This is a genomic window from Streptomyces sp. NPDC048290, from assembly GCF_040652095.1.
Taxonomy (GTDB): domain Bacteria; phylum Actinomycetota; class Actinomycetes; order Streptomycetales; family Streptomycetaceae; genus Streptomyces.
On sequence record NZ_JBEZLM010000008.1, the window covers coordinates 128,667 to 147,820 of the forward strand.

General features: G+C 72.4%; 19 protein-coding genes. 13 read left to right on the forward strand and 6 right to left on the reverse strand.

From position 1 onward, the window contains the following. Positions 1–10: 10 nt before the first annotated feature. Both AB0D49_RS15915 and AB0D49_RS15920 read right to left on the reverse strand, forming a co-directional pair. Complete coding sequence (locus tag AB0D49_RS15915; RefSeq protein ID WP_362757268.1) at positions 11–292, reverse strand: Lrp/AsnC ligand binding domain-containing protein; 282 nt, start codon at positions 290–292, stop codon at positions 11–13. Further along, positions 289–1,032 (reverse strand): rhomboid family intramembrane serine protease, encoded by a 744-nt coding sequence (locus AB0D49_RS15920; protein WP_362757271.1) that lies wholly within the window; start codon positions 1,030–1,032, stop codon positions 289–291. The genes AB0D49_RS15915 and AB0D49_RS15920 overlap by 4 nt, the downstream gene beginning before the upstream one ends. A 233-nt stretch (positions 1,033–1,265) precedes the next feature. On the opposite strand from AB0D49_RS15920, the gene AB0D49_RS15925 reads away from it, so the two are divergent. The 5 genes from AB0D49_RS15925 (at position 1,266) to AB0D49_RS15945 (ending at position 6,728) form a co-directional block, all read left to right on the forward strand. Next, complete coding sequence (locus AB0D49_RS15925; protein WP_362757274.1) at positions 1,266–1,505, forward strand: hypothetical protein; 240 nt, start codon at positions 1,266–1,268, stop codon at positions 1,503–1,505. Positions 1,506–1,567: 62 nt separating this feature from the next. After that, positions 1,568–2,917: an NYN domain-containing protein gene (locus tag AB0D49_RS15930; RefSeq protein ID WP_362757277.1), complete on the forward strand. Its 1,350-nt coding sequence runs from the start codon at positions 1,568–1,570 to the stop codon at positions 2,915–2,917. Between the two features lie 306 nt (positions 2,918–3,223). Beyond that, a complete protein-coding gene (locus tag AB0D49_RS15935) occupies positions 3,224–4,258 on the forward strand; it encodes an NlpC/P60 family protein (RefSeq protein WP_362757280.1) in 1,035 nt (344 codons plus the stop codon). 204 nt (positions 4,259–4,462) lie between these two features. Continuing rightward, positions 4,463–5,485: an NlpC/P60 family protein gene (locus AB0D49_RS15940; RefSeq protein ID WP_362757283.1), complete on the forward strand. Its 1,023-nt coding sequence runs from the start codon at positions 4,463–4,465 to the stop codon at positions 5,483–5,485. 28 nt (positions 5,486–5,513) lie between these two features. Then, entirely contained in the window at positions 5,514–6,728 is a 1,215-nt protein-coding gene (locus AB0D49_RS15945) for a hypothetical protein (RefSeq protein WP_362757286.1), read from the forward strand. Between the two features lie 25 nt (positions 6,729–6,753). Here AB0D49_RS15945 and AB0D49_RS15950 read toward each other — a convergent pair whose 3' ends face one another. Then, positions 6,754–7,983 carry a glycosyltransferase family 87 protein gene (locus tag AB0D49_RS15950; protein WP_362757742.1) on the reverse strand — a complete coding sequence of 410 codons (1,230 nt, stop codon included), beginning with the start codon at positions 7,981–7,983 and terminating at the stop codon, positions 6,754–6,756. A gap of 81 nt (positions 7,984–8,064) precedes the next feature. On the opposite strand from AB0D49_RS15950, the gene AB0D49_RS15955 reads away from it, so the two are divergent. Beyond that, entirely contained in the window at positions 8,065–9,207 is a 1,143-nt protein-coding gene (locus AB0D49_RS15955; RefSeq protein WP_362757288.1) for a glycosyltransferase family 4 protein, read from the forward strand. Between the two features lie 148 nt (positions 9,208–9,355). On the opposite strand, the gene AB0D49_RS15960 is transcribed toward AB0D49_RS15955, so the two are convergent. Continuing rightward, the gene (locus tag AB0D49_RS15960; RefSeq protein ID WP_362757291.1) at positions 9,356–11,152 is read right to left on the reverse strand and encodes an AMP-dependent synthetase/ligase; all 1,797 of its coding nucleotides are present in this window, start codon (positions 11,150–11,152) and stop codon (positions 9,356–9,358) included. Between the two features lie 315 nt (positions 11,153–11,467). On the opposite strand from AB0D49_RS15960, the gene AB0D49_RS15965 reads away from it, so the two are divergent. The 6 genes from AB0D49_RS15965 (at position 11,468) to AB0D49_RS15990 (ending at position 16,653) form a co-directional block, all read left to right on the forward strand. After that, complete coding sequence (locus AB0D49_RS15965; RefSeq protein WP_362757294.1) at positions 11,468–12,265, forward strand: metallophosphoesterase; 798 nt, start codon at positions 11,468–11,470, stop codon at positions 12,263–12,265. A gap of 67 nt (positions 12,266–12,332) precedes the next feature. Then, positions 12,333–12,773 (forward strand): SRPBCC family protein, encoded by a 441-nt coding sequence (locus tag AB0D49_RS15970; protein WP_362757297.1) that lies wholly within the window; start codon positions 12,333–12,335, stop codon positions 12,771–12,773. A 141-nt stretch (positions 12,774–12,914) separates the two neighbouring features. Next, positions 12,915–14,063, forward strand: coding sequence for an ArsA-related P-loop ATPase (locus AB0D49_RS15975; protein WP_362757300.1), 1,149 nt, complete (start codon positions 12,915–12,917; stop codon positions 14,061–14,063). Between the two features lie 74 nt (positions 14,064–14,137). Further along, the gene (locus AB0D49_RS15980; protein ID WP_362757303.1) at positions 14,138–14,656 is read left to right on the forward strand and encodes a DUF5304 domain-containing protein; all 519 of its coding nucleotides are present in this window, start codon (positions 14,138–14,140) and stop codon (positions 14,654–14,656) included. A gap of 79 nt (positions 14,657–14,735) precedes the next feature. Then, positions 14,736–15,689 carry an ROK family glucokinase gene (locus tag AB0D49_RS15985; protein WP_362757306.1) on the forward strand — a complete coding sequence of 318 codons (954 nt, stop codon included), beginning with the start codon at positions 14,736–14,738 and terminating at the stop codon, positions 15,687–15,689. Between the two features lie 199 nt (positions 15,690–15,888). After that, entirely contained in the window at positions 15,889–16,653 is a 765-nt protein-coding gene (locus tag AB0D49_RS15990; protein WP_362757309.1) for an endonuclease/exonuclease/phosphatase family protein, read from the forward strand. 18 nt (positions 16,654–16,671) lie between these two features. On the opposite strand, the gene AB0D49_RS15995 is transcribed toward AB0D49_RS15990, so the two are convergent. Beyond that, positions 16,672–17,298, reverse strand: coding sequence for a hypothetical protein (locus tag AB0D49_RS15995; RefSeq protein WP_362757312.1), 627 nt, complete (start codon positions 17,296–17,298; stop codon positions 16,672–16,674). Then, positions 17,291–18,106 (reverse strand): alpha/beta fold hydrolase, encoded by an 816-nt coding sequence (locus AB0D49_RS16000; RefSeq protein WP_362757315.1) that lies wholly within the window; start codon positions 18,104–18,106, stop codon positions 17,291–17,293. The genes AB0D49_RS15995 and AB0D49_RS16000 overlap by 8 nt, the downstream gene beginning before the upstream one ends. Before the next feature lie 176 nt (positions 18,107–18,282). Between AB0D49_RS16000 and AB0D49_RS16005 the strand changes: the two genes are divergently transcribed. Beyond that, positions 18,283–19,065: a lysophospholipid acyltransferase family protein gene (locus AB0D49_RS16005; protein ID WP_362757318.1), complete on the forward strand. Its 783-nt coding sequence runs from the start codon at positions 18,283–18,285 to the stop codon at positions 19,063–19,065. Positions 19,066–19,154: the final 89 nt, after the last annotated feature.

Sequence of the window (19,154 nt, forward strand, 5' to 3'; positions counted from 1 at the left end):
AAAAGGCCCTTTACGAGTCCAGGCCGATTGCGAAAGCCGCCTCAAGGTCGTGTTGGCTGTAGGTGCGGAAGGCGACGTGGGTGTCCGTGGCCTCCACTCCTGGGATCTTGCTGATGCGGCCCGGGATCACCTCGGCGAGGTCCTCGTGGTCCTTGACCCGCACCATGGCGATCAGGTCGTACGTACCGGTCACGGAGAAGACCTCGCTGACGCTGTCCAGCGCGGCGATCCGCTCGGCGATCTCGGGAATCCGGTCCACGCTGGTCTTGATCAGGACGATCGCGGTGATCACGGCTGGTTCTCTCCCTCGCGGGCCGGGGCTGGGGCGGGCTTCACTCTAGCCGCCCGTCCGAACCGGGCCCACGCGTAGCAGAAGCCCAGGCCGAAGCCGATCAGATGGGCGAGATAGGCCACCCCGGGCCCCTGCTCGGCGCGGCCCGCCGCGATCCACTGGAGCGTCACCCAGAACGGCAGCACCACCCACGCCGGGAAGCGCAGCGGCAGAAAGAACAGGAACGGCAGCAGACTGGTCACCCGCGCCCGGGGGAAGGCACACAGAAAGGCGCCGAGGACCGCGGAGATCGCCCCGGAGGCGCCGACCAGCGACTGATCGGAGTCCGCGTGCGCGGCGGCATAGCCCAGCAGCGCCAGATAGCCGCAGCCCAGATAGAACAGGGTGAACTCGACGCGGCCCATCCGCTCCTCGGTCAGCACTCCGAAGACGTAGAGGAAGAGCATGTTGCCGAGCAGATGGACCCAGCTGCCGTGGATGAACAGCGCGGTCGCGGGCGTCAGCACGGCCCGGGGGTCACCTTCGAACAACTGTGCGGGAACGACGCCCCAGTGCCGGAAGTAGCTCCGCTGCGCGGCCAGCAGCGCGTCACCGGTGCCGTAGGACGGATTGAATCCGGAGGCGGGGCCGATCAGGAAGACCAGACAGCACAGCGCGATCAGCGTGTACGTCACCGGACCCGCCGGTCTACGCGGCAGCGCCGCCGCCCGGTCCGCCGTCCCGCTCCAGTTGCCGGTCATGGCTACAGAGCATGACGTACCGGGACGCAACCGTGCAGACCGCCTCGCCGCCGTCCCGCGATGGGCGTCGCCGGGCCCCCAGGCCGTAGGGTTACCACCCACACGTTCCGGGCTGCCCGGCGCGTCGCCGACACTGGAAGAGGTGCGGCGGCGCTCACCCCGCCGCCCCGCGGCGCGGGGCGCTCAAGGAACGTCCCGGCCCCGACGAAGACAGAAGGAAGCGGACGCCCACGATGACGGTTCCCCTGCCCACCGCCACCTCGCGGTGGCGCTGCACCCTCTGCGGCAATCTCACCCGCTTCGATGTGACGCGCTCGTCGAAGGTCGTCGAGTATGTCCACCTGGACCTGGCCGGTGAGCCGAAGGTCGAGGAGCGCGAGGTGCTCAGTGAGACCATCGAGTCGGTGCGCTGCCGCTGGTGCAACGCGGTGGACCAGGTGGAACTGGTGGACAGGCCGGGCGCCGACTCCTGACGGAGCCGGGGCCCCCGACCGCCGATCCCGGCCCGGGATCGGCACAGGTATTGGGGTGACGGATGGTGGAGACCACAGGCGGGGGGCCGGGCGACGGCGCCGCCGAGGTGCTCGACCGTCCACTGCCGGACGGGGTGCGCCGCCGGGTCGTGCAGATCGTCTCCGACGGCTTCGGCGGGCTGACCGTCACCGAGCTGCCCGCGCAGCTGCGGCAGTACGCCCGGTTCGCCCCGAACCGGCGCGCCAAGTTCGCCGGGAACGCGATGGCCGCCGCGCTGGAGAGCGACGCGCTGTTCCGTCAGCGCATCGGCGAGAAGCTGCGGGAGGCCCAGCCGGAACTGACCGGCGCGCTGGACTCCGGTGCCCCGCCGCCCGCCGCCGATCCGCTGGATGTGGCGGCGGCGGCGTATGTGCTGCGTCCCACCGGCTGGGTGAAGCTGGTCACCGCGGCCGGTGAGGAGGCCCAGCGCGCGGACGCCGAGCGCGCCGACGACGAGAACCGCGCCGAACTGGAGCGGCTGCGCACGGCGCTGGCCGCCGCCCAGGACCAGATCCGCGCCGAGACCGAGCGGCTGCGCACCGAACTGGACGGCGCCCGCAAGGAAGCGGAATCGCTTCACCGCAAGCTGCGCGCGGCCCTCAGCGACATCCGGCGCGGCGAGGCGGCGCTGCGCAAGGTGCAGGGCGAGCTGGAGGCGGTGCGCGCCGACGGGCACGCCCAGGTGTCCGCCGCCGAGAGCGAGTCCCGGCGGCTGAAGGCCCGGCTCGGTGAGTCCGAGGCCGCCCTCGAGGCCACCCGGCGGGCCGCCCGGGAGGGCCGCAGCGTCGAGGACATGCGGGTCAGACTGCTGCTGGACACGGTCCTGGACGCCGCGCAGGGACTGCGCCGCGAACTCGCCCTGCCCCCGGTGTCGGTACGGCCCGCGGAGACCGTGGACGCGGTCGAGCCGGGCCGGATGACCCCGAAGGACATCGCCGCGCGGGCGCTGTCGGAGCACGACCCGGCCGTTCTGGACCAGTTGCTCGCGCTGCCGCAGGCGCATCTGGTGGTCGACGGCTACAACGTCACCAAGACCGGCTATCCGCAGATGCCGCTGGAGAAGCAGCGGCTGCGGCTGCTCGGCCAGCTGGCCCAGCTCGCCGCCCAGTCCGGCGCCGAGGTCACCTGTGTCTTCGACGGGGCGGAACTGGCCGCGCCGGTGCTGCTGGCGCCGCCGCGCGGGGTCCGGGTGCTGTTCTCCAAGCCCGGGGTCACCGCGGACGAGCTGATCCGGCAGCTGGTGCGGGCCGAGCCGCCGGGCCGTCCGGTGATCGTCGTCTCCACCGACCGTGAGGTGGCCGACGGGGTGGCGCGGGCCGGGGCACGGCCGGTCGCCTCCGCGGTCCTTCTGAAACGGTTCGCCCGAGGCTGACCGCTTGCCATGGATGCGCCCCCTCACAGGGCGTGAGTCCCAAGCATCACCTTCGAGTTGAATGCCCGAATTCATCGGATCTTGGTGCCACGTACGGTCAATCGGGCATCACGGCATGTGAGTTGTGTGTAAATAATCGCCGGAGGGGCGAGATTTTTCAGCTGAGGATTTGAACTGATCACAACCGGGTCACTAGGGTCTGGCGTCGAACCTCCACTCGGTTGATCGCCCATAAGGGGCGACGGTGGAGGGGCACCGCCCGCCGGCGTCTCGGTAGGCGGCTGGAGGAAGAAGGAGCTCGCCTTCGTGGCGTCCCACCGTCGACCCAAGCAGCCGAGCCGTGCACGTGTGACCGTGCTGACCACCGCGGCCGCCGCCGCTGTCGCCATCAGCTCCCAGGCCGCCCAGGCCGCCCCGAGCGAGAAGCCGACCAAGGACGAGGTCAAGGCGAAGGTCGACAAGCTCTACGAAGAGGCCGAGGCAGCCACCGAGAAGTACAACGGCGCCAAGGAGAAGCAGGAGAAGCTCCAGAAGGAGATCTCCACCATCCAGGACAACGTCGCCCGGGGCCAGGAAGAGGTCAACGAGCTGCGCGAGGGCCTCGGTTCGATGGCCAGCGCCCAGTACCGCTCCGGCGGTATCGACCCGTCCGTGCAGCTCTTCCTCTCCGCCGACCCGGACGACTACCTCGACAAGGCGTCCACCCTCGACCAGCTCAGCAGCCAGCAGGTCGACGCCCTGGAGAAGATCCAGGACAAGCAGCGGGTCCTCGCCCAGGACCGCGCCGAGGCGTCCGAGAAGCTGGGGGACCTCTCCGCCACCCGCGACGAACTGGGCAAGAAGAAGGACGAGGTCAAGTCCAAGCTGGCCGAGGCGCAGAAGCTGCTCAACTCGCTGACCGCCGCCGAGAAGGCCGCCCTCCAGCAGGAGGAGCAGCGCGCCAGCCGCGACAGCGCCGACCGCGTCCAGCTCGGCGACGCCCCGGCCGGTTCCGGCCGCACCATGTCGGCCTACGCCGCCGCCCAGAGCGTCATCGGCAGCCCCTACGTCTACGGCGCCTCCGGCCCCTCCTCGTTCGACTGCTCGGGCCTGACCTCCTGGGCCTACGCCCAGGCCGGGATGCAGATCCCGCGCACCTCCCAGGCGCAGGCCAGCTTCGGCACCCGCATCTACTCCCAGTCCGACCTCAAGGTCGGCGACCTGGTCATCTTCTACGGCGACCTGCACCACGTCGGCTTCTACGCCGGCAACGGCCAGGTCCTGCACTCCCCGCGCACCGGTGCCGTCGTGCGCTACGAGTCCATCAACAACATGCCCTTCCAGTTCGGCGTGCGGATCTGATCCACGCCCCGCGTCGACCCACGACACGGGGGACCGCCCGAACGGGCGAATCCCGAACCCCGAAGTGACCCCACGCCCCGCCGGTGACCTGCGTCAGCGGCGGGGCGTCACTGTGCGTGCCCTCCGAGGTCTTTGGCCGACGACCCGTCACCCGGCTACTGTCTGCCGCGTTTGAGTCGTCCAGTGGAAGGAGCACGGCTTCCCGTGGGGTCCCATCGCCGTCAGGCACCGTCCGGGTTCGACCGGGGGGCGTGCGTCGCCGTCTCCGTGCTCTCCGCCGCCGTCGCCGCACTCGGTGCCGTACCGGCCACCGCCGCGCCCGCAGCTCCCGCCGACGACACCCGGGCCGAGGTCGACCGCCTCTACACCGAGGCGGAGCAGGCCACCGAGGCGTACAACAAGGCCGACGAACGCACCGACACCCTGCGCGGCGAGGTCCGCCGCACCCAGGACCGCATCGCCCGCCAGCAGGAGCGGGTCAACGAGATGCGCGAGGCCCTCGGCTCGCTGGCCGGCGCCCAGTACCGCTCCGGCGGTGTCGACCCCTCCGTCGCCCTGCTGTTCTCCGAAGACCCCGACGACTACCTCGACAAGGCCGCCGCCCTGGACCGGATCAGCGCCCGCCAGGCCGGACAGCTCACCGAACTCCAGAACGCCCTGCGCGCCCTCGCCCAGGAGCGCACCGAGGCCACCGGACGCCTGACCGAACTGGAGAAGAGCCGCAAGGCCGTCGCCGCCCACAAGAAGACCGTCGAGGGCAAGCTCGCCAAGGCCCGCGCCCTGCTCAACGCGCTGCCCGACGACGACCGCGCCGCCTACGACCGCGCCTCCCGCTCCGGCCGCGCCGAGCTGCCCGACCTGACCGGCGTCCAGCCCGCCTCCGGCCGGGCCGCCGCCGCGGTCGCCGCCGCCCGCTCCGCCGTCGGCAAGCCCTACATCTGGGGCGCCAACGGCCCCAGCGGCTTCGACTGCTCCGGGCTCACCCAGTGGTCCTACGCCCAGGCCGGGGTCGCCATCCCGCGCACCTCCCAGGGCCAGCGGCACGCCGGACAGCATGTCCCGCTCGCCCAGGCCCAGCCCGGCGACCTCGTCACCTACCGCTCCGACGCCAGCCATGTCGGCATGTACGTCGGCAATGGACAGGTCGTGCACGCCCCCTACCCCGGCGCCCCGGTGCGCTACGACCCGGTCGGCATGATGCCGATCGACTCGGTCACCCGCGTCTGACCCCGCCGCGCGCCTTACGATCGTGAAGATGGCTGGTCGACGGCGCGCCCGGATACCCAGGACCACCGCGGTGTGCGCACTGCTGGTGGCCCTGGTGCCGCTGGTGTCCTGTGCCGGGCGGCCCGCCCCGGACACCGGCCGCGCGGACGTCCAGCGGCTCCTGGACCGCCGTGCGGAGGCCCTCCTCGCGGGCGACACCGCCGCCTACCGGTCCACCGGCACCCCGCCCGGCGGGGACCACCTCTCCGCCCTCCCGCTGGCCGACTGGTCCTACCGCCTCACCGACCTGGACCCCGGGGCCGGTGACGGCACCTACTCAGCGGATGCCGAGCTGAGCTACCGCGTCCAGGGCTACGACCGGGCCCCCGTCACCACCGCCCGCTCCCTCACCCTCACCCGCGCCGCCGACGGCACCTGGCGCCTCACCGCCGACCGCCCCGCCGACCAGGCGGCGCAGCAGCTCTGGGACCAGGGCCCGGTACGGGCGGTCCAGGGCACCCGCAGCCTGGTCCTGGGCGTCGCGGGCGCCCCGGAGGGCTCCCTGCGGGACTACGCCGCCCTCGCCGACCGTGCCGTCCCGGCCGTCTCCGACGCCTGGGGCACCGACTGGGGGCGGCGCGTCCTGGTCGTCGTACCGGCGTCCCTGGAGGGCATGGCGGGGCTGCTGGGGTCGCCCGCGGCCTCCTACCGGGGCATCGCCGCGGTCACCACCGGCGAGGTCGGCGCCACCGGGGACGCGCCCGCCGACCGGATCATCGTCAACCCCGAGGCGTACGCCGACCTGGGCACCACCGGACGGCAGGTGGTGCTCACCCACGAGACCACCCATGTGGCCACCCGCGCCCACACCGACGCCGCCACCCCGCTGTGGCTCTCCGAGGGCTATGCCGACTGGGTCGGCTACCGGGGCACCGACCGCACCCCCGCCGAGATCGCCCCCGAGCTGGCCCGCGCGCTCGCCGCGGGCGAGCCGCCGGAGAACCTCCCCGCCGACGACGACTTCGGCTTCACCGACGACCCCGCCACCCTGGCCCGCGCCTACGAGTCCGGCTGGCTGGCCTGCCGCATGATCGCCGACCGCTGGGGCGAACAGCCGCTGGCCGACTTCTACCGCGCGGTCGCCACCCATGAGACCCGCGAGGGCGCGGTGGCCTCGGCCCTGGAGAAGGTGCTGGGCGTGAGCGAGGACGCGTTCGTGGCGGAGTGGCGGGCGTATCTGACGACCGGGACGGGGGAGGAGTGAGCCGCGGTGCAGTCCCCGTCCCGGCTCACGGTGACGGGACCCGGGCGCCGTCGCGCGGGGTCGGCTCCGCCGGGGACAGCGGGGCGCGCGCGGACCTCGGCGGGACCGTGTCCCGCCATAGCAGACGCGCGGCGATCAGGGCCGCCGCGACCAGCAGGCCGTTGCGCACCACCAGCAGGGTCACGCCCAGCGGGGTGCTCGTCACCACGTGCGAGAACCACAGCGGGAACTCCAGCACCGTCACCAGACAGGCCACCAGCACCAGCAGCGCGGGCACCAGCATCCGGCTCGCCCGGTAGCCGAGGCAGACGGCCGCCACCCCGACCAGCCACACCATGTACTGCGGGCTGATCACCCGGCTGGTGACCGTGAACATCAGCACCGCCACGAACGCCGCGTCCGCCGCCGTCCACGCCTCGAACCGCGCCGCCCTCAGCCGCCACAGCAGCAGCCAGGCGAACGCCAGCCCGGACAGCACCAGCGCCGCCCCGCTGACCACCTCCACATACGGGCCGAGGAATTCCACCGACCCGTAGTTCAGCAGCACCTGCCCCTCCCAGCCGAAGTGCCGGGCGAAGTGGAACACCAGCGCGCCCAGCGACTCCACCTCCGTGCCCCGGTCCCGCTGGAAGGTCAGGAACGCGAACGCCCCCGGCATCGCCAGCCAGCTCACCGCCGCCACCGCGGCCATGGTCACCAGCGCCGCCGCCCACGCCCGGCGCCGCACCACCCCCAGCAGCACCAGCGCGGGCCACACCTTCAGCATCGCCCCGAACCCCGCGAGCGCCCCCATCAGCCGGGGCCGCGTGGCCCCCGCCAGCAGTGCGGCGACGGCGACGGCGGTCACCATCACGTCGTAGCGGGCGTACACGGTCGGGCCCAGCAGCGGCACGCCCGCCACCCACACCCAGGCACCGCGCGGCGAGCGGCCCGGACGGGAACCCGCGTACACCAGCAGCACCAGCACCACCAGATCCGCGGCGCAGGCCAGCGCGAAGAACGCGTGCGCGTACTCCAGGGACGGCAGCAGGGCGGGCGCCAGGATCGGCAGCGCGGCGGCGGGCGGGTACTGCCAGGTGACGTCGTCCAGCGGGAACGTGCCGGTGCGCAGCACCTCGTACCAGCCCTGGTAGATCACCGACACATCGCTGGTGACATCGGGGCCCGCGAAGACCCAGGTCTTGTACACGAAGAGCAGCAGACCCAGCCGGGTGAGCGTCCACACCGAGAGCAGCCATGGCAAAGCCCGCCGCATATCCGACTTTTCCACAGACGCCCCTGTTCCTGAGCCCGGCCGTGCCGAGCCGTGAGTCTACGTTGGGTAGGCTCAGCGGCGATGCGCAAGACCCTCGTCGTGACCAACGACTTCCCGCCCCGCCCCGGCGGAATCCAGGCGTTCCTGCACAACATGGCCCTGCGTCTCGACCCCGAGCGGCTGGTCGTCTACGCCTCCACCTGGAAGCGCGGCCCCGAGGGCGCCGAGGCCACCGCCGCCTTCGACGCCGAGCAGCCCTTCACCGTCGTACGGGACCGTACGACGATGCTGCTGCCGACGCCGGGCGCCACCCGGCGGGCCGTCTCCCTGCTGCGCGAACACGGCTGTACGGCGGTGTGGTTCGGGGCCGCCGCCCCGCTCGGTCTGATGGCGCCCGCGCTGCGCCGGGCCGGTGCCGAGCGGCTGGTCGCCACCACGCACGGCCATGAGGCGGGCTGGGCCCAACTGCCCGCGGCCCGCCAACTGCTGCGCCGGATCGGCGAGGGCACCGACACCCTGACCTACCTCGGCGAGTACACCCGCTCCCGGATCGCCGCCGCGCTCACCCCCGAGGCCGCCGCCCGGATGGTCCAACTGCCGCCCGGCGTCGACGAGAAGACCTTCCACCCGGGTTCCGGCGGCGCCGAGGTCCGCGCCCGGCTCGGGCTCACCGACCGTCCGGTGGTCGTCTGTGTCTCCCGGCTGGTCCCGCGCAAGGGCCAGGACACCCTGATCCTCGCCCTGCCCCGCATCCTGGCCCACCACCCGGACACCGCCCTGCTGATCGTCGGCGGCGGCCCCTACGCCAAGGACCTGCGCCGCCTCGCCGAGGAGACCGGCGTCACCGACTCGGTGTTCTTCACCGGCCCGGTCCCGTGGTCCGCGCTGCCCGCGCACTACGGCGCCGGTGATGTCTTCGCCATGCCCTGCCGCACCCGGCGCGGCGGTCTGGACGTCGAGGGCCTCGGCATCGTCTACCTCGAAGCCTCCGCGACCGGCCTCCCGGTCGTCGCCGGAGACTCGGGCGGCGCCCCCGACGCGGTCCTGGACGGCGAGACGGGCTGGGTGGTCCGCGGCACATCCCCCGAAGACACGGCGGACCGTGTCATCACCCTCCTCTCCGACCCAGAACTCCGCCACCGCATGGGAGAGCGAGGCAGACACTGGGTGGAGGAGAAATGGCGCTGGGATCATTTGGCGAGTGACCTGCGGGCGTTGCTGTAGCGCCGGGGGACCTTTTGACGAACGCAGGCGACCAGGCTTTTGCTTTTAGGGGCGCTGGGGGTACCCCCTCTGGGGGAGGAACTGCGCGACCAGCCACACACCACCCGCACCCGCCCCACAACCCGAACCAGCCCCCCCATTAGGCGCGTCACTTACCGTAAATCGCTTCAATCTCCTCAGCGAAATCCTTGGCAACAACGTTCCGCTTCAGCTTCAACGACGGAGTCAAATGCCCCGACTCCTCCGTGAACTGAGACCGCAGCACCCGAAACTTCCGCACGGACTCCGCCTTGGACACCGCCGCGTTCCCGTCATCCACAGCGCTCTGGATCGCCGCCAGCAGATCCACATCCCCGGCGAGGGACTCCGCGGTGGAGCCGGCAGGCTTCCCGTGGTCCGCCGCCCACCGCCCGAGGAACTCCTCGTCGAGCGTGATCAGCGCCCCCACGAACGGCCGTCCGTCACCGACCACCATGCACTCGGCGACCAGCGCGTGCGCCCGGATACGGTCCTCGATCACCGCCGGGGCCACGTTCTTGCCGCCCGCGGTGACGATGATCTCCTTCTTGCGGCCGGTGATCCGCAGATACCCGTCCTCGTCCAGCGTGCCGACGTCCCCGCTGTGGAACCAGCCGTCGGCCAGCGCCTCGGCGGTCGCGGACGGGTTGTTCCAGTACTCCTTGAACAGGTGCTCGCCGTGCAGCAGCACCTCGCCGTCGTCGGCGATCCGCACCACCGAACCCGGCAGCGGCTGCCCGACCGTGCCGATCTTCTGCCGGTCCCAGGGGTTGAAGGTGGTCGCCGCGCAGGTCTCGGTCAGCCCGTAGCCCTCCAGGACGGTGAAGCCGATACCGCGGAAGAAGTGCCCGAGCCGCTCGCCCAGCGGGGCGCCGCCGGAGATGGCGTACTCGCCGCGTCCGCCGAGCACCGCGCGCAGCTTGCCGTAGACCAGCTTGTCGAACACCTTGTGCTTGATCTTCAGGCCCAGCGCCGGGCCGGACGGGGTGTCCAGGGCCCTGCTGTACGCGATGGCGGTGTCCGCCGCCTTGTCGAAGATCTTGCCCTTGCCGTCGGCCTGGGCCTTGGCGCGCGCCGAGTTGTAGACCTTCTCGAAGACGCGCGGGACGCCCAGGATCAGCGTCGGCCGGAAGCTGGCCAGTTCGTCGGTGAGGTTCTTGACGTCCGGGACCAGACCCAGCTTGATCGGCGCCATCATCGGCGCGACCTGCACCAGCCGCCCGAAGACATGGGCGAGCGGCAGGAAGAGCAGCACACTGCACTCACCGGTGCGGAACAGCGGGCGCAGCCGTTCCACGGCGTTGCCGCACTCCGCGAAGAAGGCGCGGTGGGTGAGGACACAGCCCTTGGGCCGGCCGGTGGTGCCGGAGGTGTAGACAATGGTCGCCGGGTCGTCCGCCCTGGCGAGGGAGGAGCGCTCGTCGACGGTGTCGTCGGAGACGTCCTGGCCGAGTCCGCCCAGTTCCTCGACCGCGCCGCCGTCGATCTGCCAGACGTGCTTCAGCTCCGGCAGCCGGTCGCGGACCGACTCCAGGGTGTCGGCGTGCCCGGCGCTCTCCACGACGCACGCGGTGACGCCCGCGTCCCCGAGGATCCACTGGATCTGCTCGGCCGAGCTGGTCTCGTACACCGGGACGGTGACCCCGCCCGCGGTCCAGATCGCGAAGTCCAGCAGGGTCCACTCGTAGCGGGTGCGGGACATCAGGCCCACCCGGTCGCCGGGCTGCACACCCGCCGCGATCAGGCCCTTGGCCGCGTCCCGCACCTCGGCGAGGAAGGCGGTGGCCGTCACGTCCTGCCAGCCGCCGTCGACCTTGCGGGCGATCACGGCGACGTCGGGATGCTGCGCGGCGTTTCTGCGGACGATGTCGGTCAGGTTGCCGTCCGCGGGGACCTCGTACAAAGCCGGAAGGCTGAACTCGCGCAAGACTGCTGCTCCTCATAGGGCACCGGTGCCACGACGTTGTGTGATGCGACGGTGCGGTCCAAGGCTCGGGCAGGTGCTCAGGGCGTTCGCCGGGCCTCCGGGCCCCGTGGCCGAAATCCTGAGTACGACTGGACGGCCCGGACGTTACCCGCCGGTATGGCGTCTTCGACAGGGGGACCGGCGAGATGTTCGCTGCGTCACACGGATTTTGGTGTTCCTGCGCGCACAGTAGTCCACCCCTTTCCGGACCGGCCAGTAACCGGGGGCCTATCCGACACTGTTCACTTATGCCGCACCCGCCTACCCTTGATCGCCATGGCCCCCACACCCGCCCCCGGCCGCCGTCACCGCGTGCATGTGATCAGTGACGTGCACGGCAACGCCAGGGACCTGGCCACCGCCGGGGCGGGCGCCGACGCCCTGATCTGCCTCGGTGACCTGGTCCTCTTCCTCGACTACGCCGATCACTCACGCGGGATCTTCCCCGACCTCTTCGGCGTCGAGAACGCCCACCGGATCGTGGCGCTGCGCACCGAGCGGCGGTTCACCGAGGCCCGGGAGTTCGGCGCCCGGCTGTGGGCGGGCATCGGCGAGGACCGCGCCACCGTGATCGAGACAGCGGTACGACGGCAGTACGCCGAGCTGTTCGCGGCCTTCCCCACCCCGACGTACGCCACCTACGGCAATGTCGACATCCCGCCCCTGTGGCCGGAGTACGCCGGACCCGGCACCACCGTGCTGGACGGCGAGCGGACCGAGATCGGCGGCTGGACCTTCGGCTTCGTCGGCGGCGGCCTGCGCACCCCCATGCACACGCCCTACGAGATCGACGACGAGGAGTACGCGGCGAAGATCGAGGCGGTCGGCGAGGTCGACGTGCTGTGCACCCACATCCCGCCCGAGGTACCGGAACTGGTCTACGACACGGTCGCCCGCCGCTTCGAGCGGGGCTCGCGGGCGCTGCTCGACGCCATCCGGCGCACCCGGCCCCGCTACGCCCTGTTCGGCCACGTCCACCAGCCGCTGGTGCGGCGGATGCGGATCGGGGCCACCGAGTGCGTGAACGTGGGGCACTTCGCCGAGGCGGGGCGGCCGTGGGCGCTGGAGTGGTGACGGCCGCCGTTCGGCCGCGCGGTAGCCTTCACGCTGTCTATTCGGCCGCATCGGAGGAGCCACGGCGATGGCGGAACACACCAGCTCTAGCATCACGATCGAGGCGGCACCCGCCGAGGTGATGAAGGTGATCGCGGACTTCGCCCGCTACCCCGACTGGACGGGCGAGGTGAAGCAGGCCGAGGTGCTCGCCACGGACGCGCAGGGGCGGGCCGAGCAGGTGCGGCTGGTGATGGACGCCGGGGCGATCAAGGACGACCAGACGCTGGGGTACACCTGGACCGGGGACCATGAGGTGTCCTGGACGCTGGTGAAGTCCCAGATGCTGCGGTCGCTGGACGGGTCGTATCTGCTGAAGCCGTCCGGTGCGGTGACGGAGGTGACGTACCGGCTGACCGTCGACGTGAAGATCCCCATGCTCGGGATGATCAAGCGGAAGGCGGAGAAGGTGATCATCGACCGCGCGCTGGCGGGCCTGAAGAAGCGGGTGGAGTCCGGGACGGCGTAGCGATGCGTTGCCGGGTGCGGATTGACGGTGGCTGACCGGCCGCGCCTTGTTGTCGCCGCCGGGCCGCCGTTCCTTCAGGGGCGCGGGGAACTGCGCGACCAGCCACATCCCACCCGCACCCGACCACACAAACGGGAAGCCATGCGCAGCATCCTCGTCACCGGCCCCGGCGGAGCCGGCCGCACCACCATCGCCGCCGCCACCGCCCTCCGCGCCGCCCGCCAGGGCACCCGCACCCTCCTCATCACCACCGACCCCACCCCCACCCCCGCCCTGGACGAGGCCCCCGGCCTCACCCTCCACCGCCCCGACACCGCCACCCGCTTCCGCGAGGACCTCGCCGCGTTCCAGGACCGCGCCACCACCGTCCTCGACCTGCTCGGCGCCGGACGCCTCGACCCCGAGGAACTCACCCCGCTCCCCGGCGCCCCCGAACTCGCCCTGCTGCGCGCCCTGCGTACCGCCGCCCTCGCCGAGGACGACCACGACCTGGTCGTCGTCGATCTGCCGCCCACCGAGCAGGCGCTCGCCCTGCTCGCCCTCCCCGAGGAACTGCGCCGCTATCTGCGCAGGCTGCTGCCGCCCGAACGGCAGGCCGCCCGCGCCCTGCGCCCGGTCCTCGGCCGCCTCGCGGGCGTCCCCATACCCGCCGAGTCGCTCTACCAGACCGCCGCCCGCTGGGACCTGGAGCTGGCCGCCGCCGAAGCCGTCGTCGCCGACCCGGACACCACCGTACGGATCGTCGCCGAGCCCGGTCCGGCCGGTGCGGACGCCGTCCGGGCCGCCGCCCTCGGGCTGGCCCTGCGCGCCCGCGCCCCCGAGGCGCTGATCGCCAACCGGGTCCTCCCGGAGCACACCGGCGACCCCTGGCTCGGGGGCCTCGTCGCCCAGCAGCGCAAGACGCTGGACGACTGGCGGGCGGGCGGGCACGGCACGGCCCTGCGGCTCGTACCGCACCTCGGGCACGATCCGCGCGGGATCGACGACCTCGCCGCCCTGCCCGTGCCCGGCCCCGCGCCCCGGCCCGCGCCCGTGGAGTGGCGGATCGCCGACCGGCTCGGCGACGACGGGGTGCTCGTCTGGCACATCCCGCTGCCCGGCGCCGCCCGCGGCGACCTGGACCTGATCCGGCGCGGCGACGAACTCGTCCTCGGCGCGGGACGGTTCCGGCGGATCGTGCCGCTGCCGTCCGCGCTGCGCCGCTGCACCGTCGCGGGCGCGAGTCTGCGCGAGGGCGAGCTGCGCATCCGGTTCGCCCCCGACCCCGCGCTGTGGCCGACAGGGCGCTGAGGCCGCCGCGCCCGTTCGGGTAACGTCGTAAGGACGAGACGTAGTCAGGAGTCGCCATGAGCGAGGAGCGCCCGATGAGCGAAGAGCGACCGTCGTCCGACGCCCGCGACCGGGCCGACGGCCGGGACGGGCCGGTCACGCCGGTCACCGACGCCGATGCCTGGGCGACCGCGTGCGCCGAGGACCTCGCCGAGGAGAAGGCCCGCCGCCGCGCCCAGCACGGCAGCCCGCCCGGCTCGGCCGCCGACGAGCTGCTGCGGCTCGTCGACACCGTCGCCGACAAGCTGTCCGGGCTTGGCGCCCCGCTGCTCGGCCCGGTGGCCGGAACGGCGGCCCAGCAGGTGGTCCGGCAGGTCGTCCAGCAGGCGAAATCGGTCGTGGAACCGGTGATCGAGCGCAATCCGGACGTCTTCGACCATCTCGCCGGTGCCGGTCAGGAACTGCTCGCCGCGTACCGCTCCGCGGTCCAGGCCCAGGAGCAGCGCTGGACCACCCGCGCCGCCGACCTGGACGTACCCGGCGAGGACGGCGGGCGCGGGGGCGACGACGAGGACCCGCCGGCCGGTCCGAACCAGCGGATCGACCTGGACTGAGGCCCGTTGGGGCCCCATGGGTTCCGGCCACCTCGGGTACGGTTGGCCGTAGCGGGGCTCGACCGAAACTGAGGGATTCATGGGACTCACCATCGGCGTCGACATCGGCGGCACCAAGATCGCGGCCGGTGTGGTCGACGAGGAAGGCAACATCCTCTCGACCCACAAGGTGCCCACTCCGGGTACGCCCGACGGCATCGTGGACGCCATCGCCGCCGCCGTGGAGGGCGCGCGCGCGGGACATGAGATCGTCGGCGTCGGCATCGGCGCCGCGGGCTATGTCGACCGCGAGCGCTCCACGGTGTACTTCGCGCCCAACATCCGCTGGCGGCAGGAGCCGCTGAAGGAGAAGGTCGAGACCCGGGTCGGGCTCCCCGTCGTGGTGGAGAACGACGCCAACGCGGCGGCGTGGGGCGAGTACAAGTTCGGCGCGGGCAAGGGCCACCGCAACGTCATCTGCATCACCCTCGGCACCGGCCTGGGCGGCGGCATCATCATCGGCAACAAACTGCGCCGCGGGCACTTCGGGGTGGCCGCCGAGTTCGGTCACATCCGGATGGTCCCCGACGGTCTGCAGTGCGGCTGCGGCTCCCAGGGCTGCTGGGAGCAGTACGCCTCCGGCCGCGCCCTCGTGCGGTACGCGAAGCAGCGCGCCAACGCCACCCCCGAGAGCGCCGAGATCCTGCTCGGCCTCGGTGACGGCACGCCCGACGGCATCGAGGGCAAGCACATCTCCATGGCCGCCCGCCAGGGCGACCCGGTGGCCGTCGACTCCTACCGCGAGCTGGCCCGCTGGGCGGGCGCGGGTCTCGCCGACCTCGCCTCGCTCTTCGACCCGTCCGCCTTCATCGTCGGCGGCGGCCTCTCCGACGAGGGCGAACTCGTCCTCGACCCGATCCGCAAGTCCTACAAGCGCTGGCTGGTCGGCGGCAACTGGCGCCCGGTCGCCCAGGTCATCGCCGCCCAACTGGGCAACGAGGCGGGCCTGGTAGGCGCGGCGGACCTGGCCCGCCAGCCCGACCCGACGATGTAACCCCGGGCCCCCAGGGGCGCCCCGGCGCCCCTGACACCCACTCCGCCCAAGAGACCCGGGACCACCCTTCCAAGGGGCTGCGGGGTGGCTTTCAGGGGCGCTGGGGGTACCCCCTCTGGGGGAGGAACTGCGCGAAAACCCCAGCCCCCACTGACCCGCACCCCCCAAAAGAAGCCAAGCCCCTCGTACATTGACCGGCATGGCAGCAACCACCCCCACCCCCCTCCCCCCCTCCACCACCGAACCCGACGGCTCCGCCGTCATCCGCGTCCTGAGCTACAACATCCGCTCCCAGCGCGACGACCAGCCCGCCCTCGCCCGAGTCATCCGCGCCTGCGCCCCCGACCTGGTCCTCATCCAAGAAGCCCCCCGCTTCTTCCGCTGGCGCAAGAAACTCTCCCGGCTCGCCGCCGCCACCGACCTGGTCACCCTCACCGGCGGTGCCACCGCAACCGGCCCCGCCCTCCTGTGCACCCTGCGCGCCACCGTCCGCCGCACCGAGGACGTCCTGCTCCCGCTCACCCCCGGACTGCACCGCCGGGGCTTCGCGACCGCCGTCGTCCAGTTCGGGACCTCCGCCCCCCTCGGGGTCATCAGCTGTCATCTCAGCCTCGACAAGGCGGAGCGCTACACCCAGAGCGGTATGCTCCTCGACCGCCTCGCCGCCCTGGACGCCAAGCACGCCCTCGCGGGCGGCGACCTCAACGAACGCCCCACCGGACCCGCCTTCCGCAGACTCGCCGCGAGCCTCCAGGACTGCCGTACGGCCGCCCCCTGGGGCGGGGAGGACACCTGGGTCCGTACCGGTCCGCCCAGCCGGATCGACGCGATCTTCGCCACCCAGGGCATCGAGGTGCTCGGCTGCGGGGTGCCGCTGGACCTGCCCGGCGTCGACGCGGCAGACCTGAGGGCGGCCACGGACCACCTTCCGGTCCTGGCCGCCCTCAGAATCCCGCCCGCGTGACCCAGCGCGCGCCCGGGGTCAGACCACCGCGCCCCGCCCCGGGTCCTCCCCGTCCTCGTCGTCCGTGCGCATCCGGCCCACCAGCGTCGCGAAGCCGCCGAGGAAGCCGCCGATGCCCAGCGTCGCCAGCCACCACGTCATGTCCCAGCGCAGCAGCACCGCCAGCAGAAGCAGCAGCGGTCCGCCGACCACCGCGAGCCAGGCGAACTTCGCCGTGACATCGGCGGTCGGCAGGGGCGGCGGCTCCGGGGGCACGAAGTGCCCCTCGTCGTCCTCGCCCAGGTCGTCGTCGGACGGCTCGGCCACGCTGTAGTCGCGCGGGCCGCCGACGCCCGGGGCGAAGGCCACCGAACCGCCGAGCGGCTTGACGGCCTCCTCACGCGGCTCGGCGTCACCACCGGGGCCGGCGCTCTCACCGCCCTGCGCGTCGTTCTTCTCGCTCTCCAGCAGCGCCAGGTCCTCGACCGACTTGAAGGGCTTGGCGCCCGGCGGGTCCCGCGGCTCGTCCCCGTACCCGGCGACGATCGCCGCCCAGGCGGCCTCCTCGTCGAAGGGGACGTCCTGCTCGTCCGGCTCGGGCCGCTCCCGGTCGTCCCGCTCGTCGCGGTCCTCCCGGTCCTCGCGGTCGGAGTCGTGCTCAGCCACCTGCGGCCGTCCCTTCCTTTCCGGAGTCCTTCCCTGCCCGCTCACCGGCCGCCGTGACGGCACCCGGTGCGTACCGGTCCACGAAGGTGAGGCTCTCCTCGAAGATCCGGTCGGCGTCATGGTCCAACGTCGCCACGTGGTAGCTCTGTTCCAGCAGCACCTCACGGACCTCCGTGGAGGAGACCCGGCCGAGGATGCGGGCCGAGTCCACCGGCGGCACCACATGGTCCTGCGGGCTGTGCAGCAGCAGCAGCGGCTGGGTGACCTGCGGCAGCTCGCCGTCGACCCGCTGGAAGAAGTGGCGCAGCGAGTGCGCGGCGTGCAGCGGCACCCGTTCGTAGCCCACCTCCACCACGCCGGGCTTGGCGATGTCGCTGGCGATCCCCTTGGTCGTACGGACCAGGTGGCGGGCCACCGGAAGGGCGTACCCGCTCAGGCCGTGCACCTTGTTCGCCGGGTTGACGACGACCACGCCGGTCACCGCGTCGCCGTGCCGGGCGGCCAGCCGCAGGGCGAGGGCGCCGCCCATGGACAGGCCGAAGACGAAGACCCGCGTACACCGCTCGGTCAGGGCGGTCAGCGCGCGGTCCACCTCCGCGTACCAGTCCTGCCAGCCGGTGAGCTGGAGGTCCTCCCAGCGGGTGCCGTGGCCCGGGAGGAGGGGGAGCGAGACCGTGAGGCCGCGCTCGGCCAGATACTCCGCCCAGGGGCGCAGCGACTGGGGGGAACCGGTGAATCCGTGGCAGAGCAGGACGCCGACCTCACCGCCGTCATGGCGGTAGGGCTCGGCTCCGGGCAGGACCGGCACCTCGGTCTCCTGTTCATCGGAAGGGCACCTCGGCACAGGAGGCACGCGGACGACTCGGTGTGCTTCACCGTACGCGACCGCACTGACACCGACCAGGGTCGTCGGGTCCTTTGCGGGGCCCTGGGGTTAAGGTCTGATCGACAGACACAGGAGGCACTCGGTTGTTGTACGGCGCGATGAAGGTTTCCGTCGGGGGTTCACTGAAGGTCGTCTTCCGGCCCTGGGTGGAGGGCCTGGAGCACGTTCCCGCCGACGGCCCCGCGATCCTCGCCAGCAATCACCTCTCGTTCTCCGACTCGTTCTTCCTGCCCGCGGTGCTGGACCGCAAGGTCACCTTCATCGCGAAGGCCGAGTACTTCACCACCCCGGGGGTCAAGGGCAGGCTGACGGCCGCGTTCTTCAAGGGCGTGGGCCAGCTCCCGGTGGACCGCTCGGGGGCGCGCGGCGCGGGGGAGGCCGCGATCAAGAGCGGCATAGAGGTGCTGGAGCGCGGTGAGCTGTTCGGGATCTACCCGGAGGGCACCCGCTCGCCCGACGGGCGGCTCTACCGGGGCAAGCCCGGCGGACTGGCCCGGGTGGCGCTGGCCACCGGCGCCCCCGTGCTCCCGGTCGCGATGATCGACACGGAGAAGATCCAGCCGCCCGGCAAGGTGCTGCCCAAGGTGATGCGCCCCGGCATCCGGATCGGCGCCCCGCTGGACTTCAGCCGCTACCAGGGCATGGAACACGACCGTTTCGTACTTCGCGCGCTGACCGACGAGGTCATGTACGAAATCATGAAGCTCTCCGGCCAGGAGTACGTGGACATCTACGCGACCGCCGCCAAACGGCAGATCGCGGAGGCGGCCAAGGCCGAGAAGGACGCCGCCAAGGAGGCTGCCAGAGAGGCGGCCAAGGAGGCGGCCAAGGCCGACAAGGGGGCCGCCTCCGCTGCCCGGTCCGGGCGACCGGGCGAATAGCCGCGCCGCCGGTCCCGTACACGGCACTCTGGGACCGTACGGGCGGGGACGGCCGTGGCGTACGGCGGCGGCACAGGCAGGGACACACG

What these genes read in the sequence shown, in the direction of transcription:
- AB0D49_RS15920 (WP_362757271.1), bottom strand. Translation starts at nt 1,032, where the DNA reads ATGACCGGCAACTGGAGCGGGACGGCGGACCGGGCGGCGGCGCTGCCG.
- AB0D49_RS15925 (WP_362757274.1), top strand. Translation starts at nt 1,266, where the DNA reads ATGACGGTTCCCCTGCCCACCGCCACCTCGCGGTGGCGCTGCACCCTC.
- AB0D49_RS15930 (WP_362757277.1), top strand. Translation starts at nt 1,568, where the DNA reads ATGGTGGAGACCACAGGCGGGGGGCCGGGCGACGGCGCCGCCGAGGTG.
- AB0D49_RS15945 (WP_362757286.1), top strand. Translation starts at nt 5,514, where the DNA reads ATGGCTGGTCGACGGCGCGCCCGGATACCCAGGACCACCGCGGTGTGC.
- AB0D49_RS15950 (WP_362757742.1), bottom strand. Translation starts at nt 7,983, where the DNA reads ATGCGGCGGGCTTTGCCATGGCTGCTCTCGGTGTGGACGCTCACCCGG.
- AB0D49_RS15955 (WP_362757288.1), top strand. Translation starts at nt 8,065, where the DNA reads ATGCGCAAGACCCTCGTCGTGACCAACGACTTCCCGCCCCGCCCCGGC.
- AB0D49_RS15965 (WP_362757294.1), top strand. Translation starts at nt 11,468, where the DNA reads ATGGCCCCCACACCCGCCCCCGGCCGCCGTCACCGCGTGCATGTGATC.
- AB0D49_RS15970 (WP_362757297.1), top strand. Translation starts at nt 12,333, where the DNA reads ATGGCGGAACACACCAGCTCTAGCATCACGATCGAGGCGGCACCCGCC.
- AB0D49_RS15975 (WP_362757300.1), top strand. Translation starts at nt 12,915, where the DNA reads ATGCGCAGCATCCTCGTCACCGGCCCCGGCGGAGCCGGCCGCACCACC.
- AB0D49_RS15980 (WP_362757303.1), top strand. Translation starts at nt 14,138, where the DNA reads ATGAGCGAAGAGCGACCGTCGTCCGACGCCCGCGACCGGGCCGACGGC.
- AB0D49_RS15985 (WP_362757306.1), top strand. Translation starts at nt 14,736, where the DNA reads ATGGGACTCACCATCGGCGTCGACATCGGCGGCACCAAGATCGCGGCC.
- AB0D49_RS15990 (WP_362757309.1), top strand. Translation starts at nt 15,889, where the DNA reads ATGGCAGCAACCACCCCCACCCCCCTCCCCCCCTCCACCACCGAACCC.
- AB0D49_RS16005 (WP_362757318.1), top strand. Translation starts at nt 18,283, where the DNA reads ATGAAGGTTTCCGTCGGGGGTTCACTGAAGGTCGTCTTCCGGCCCTGG.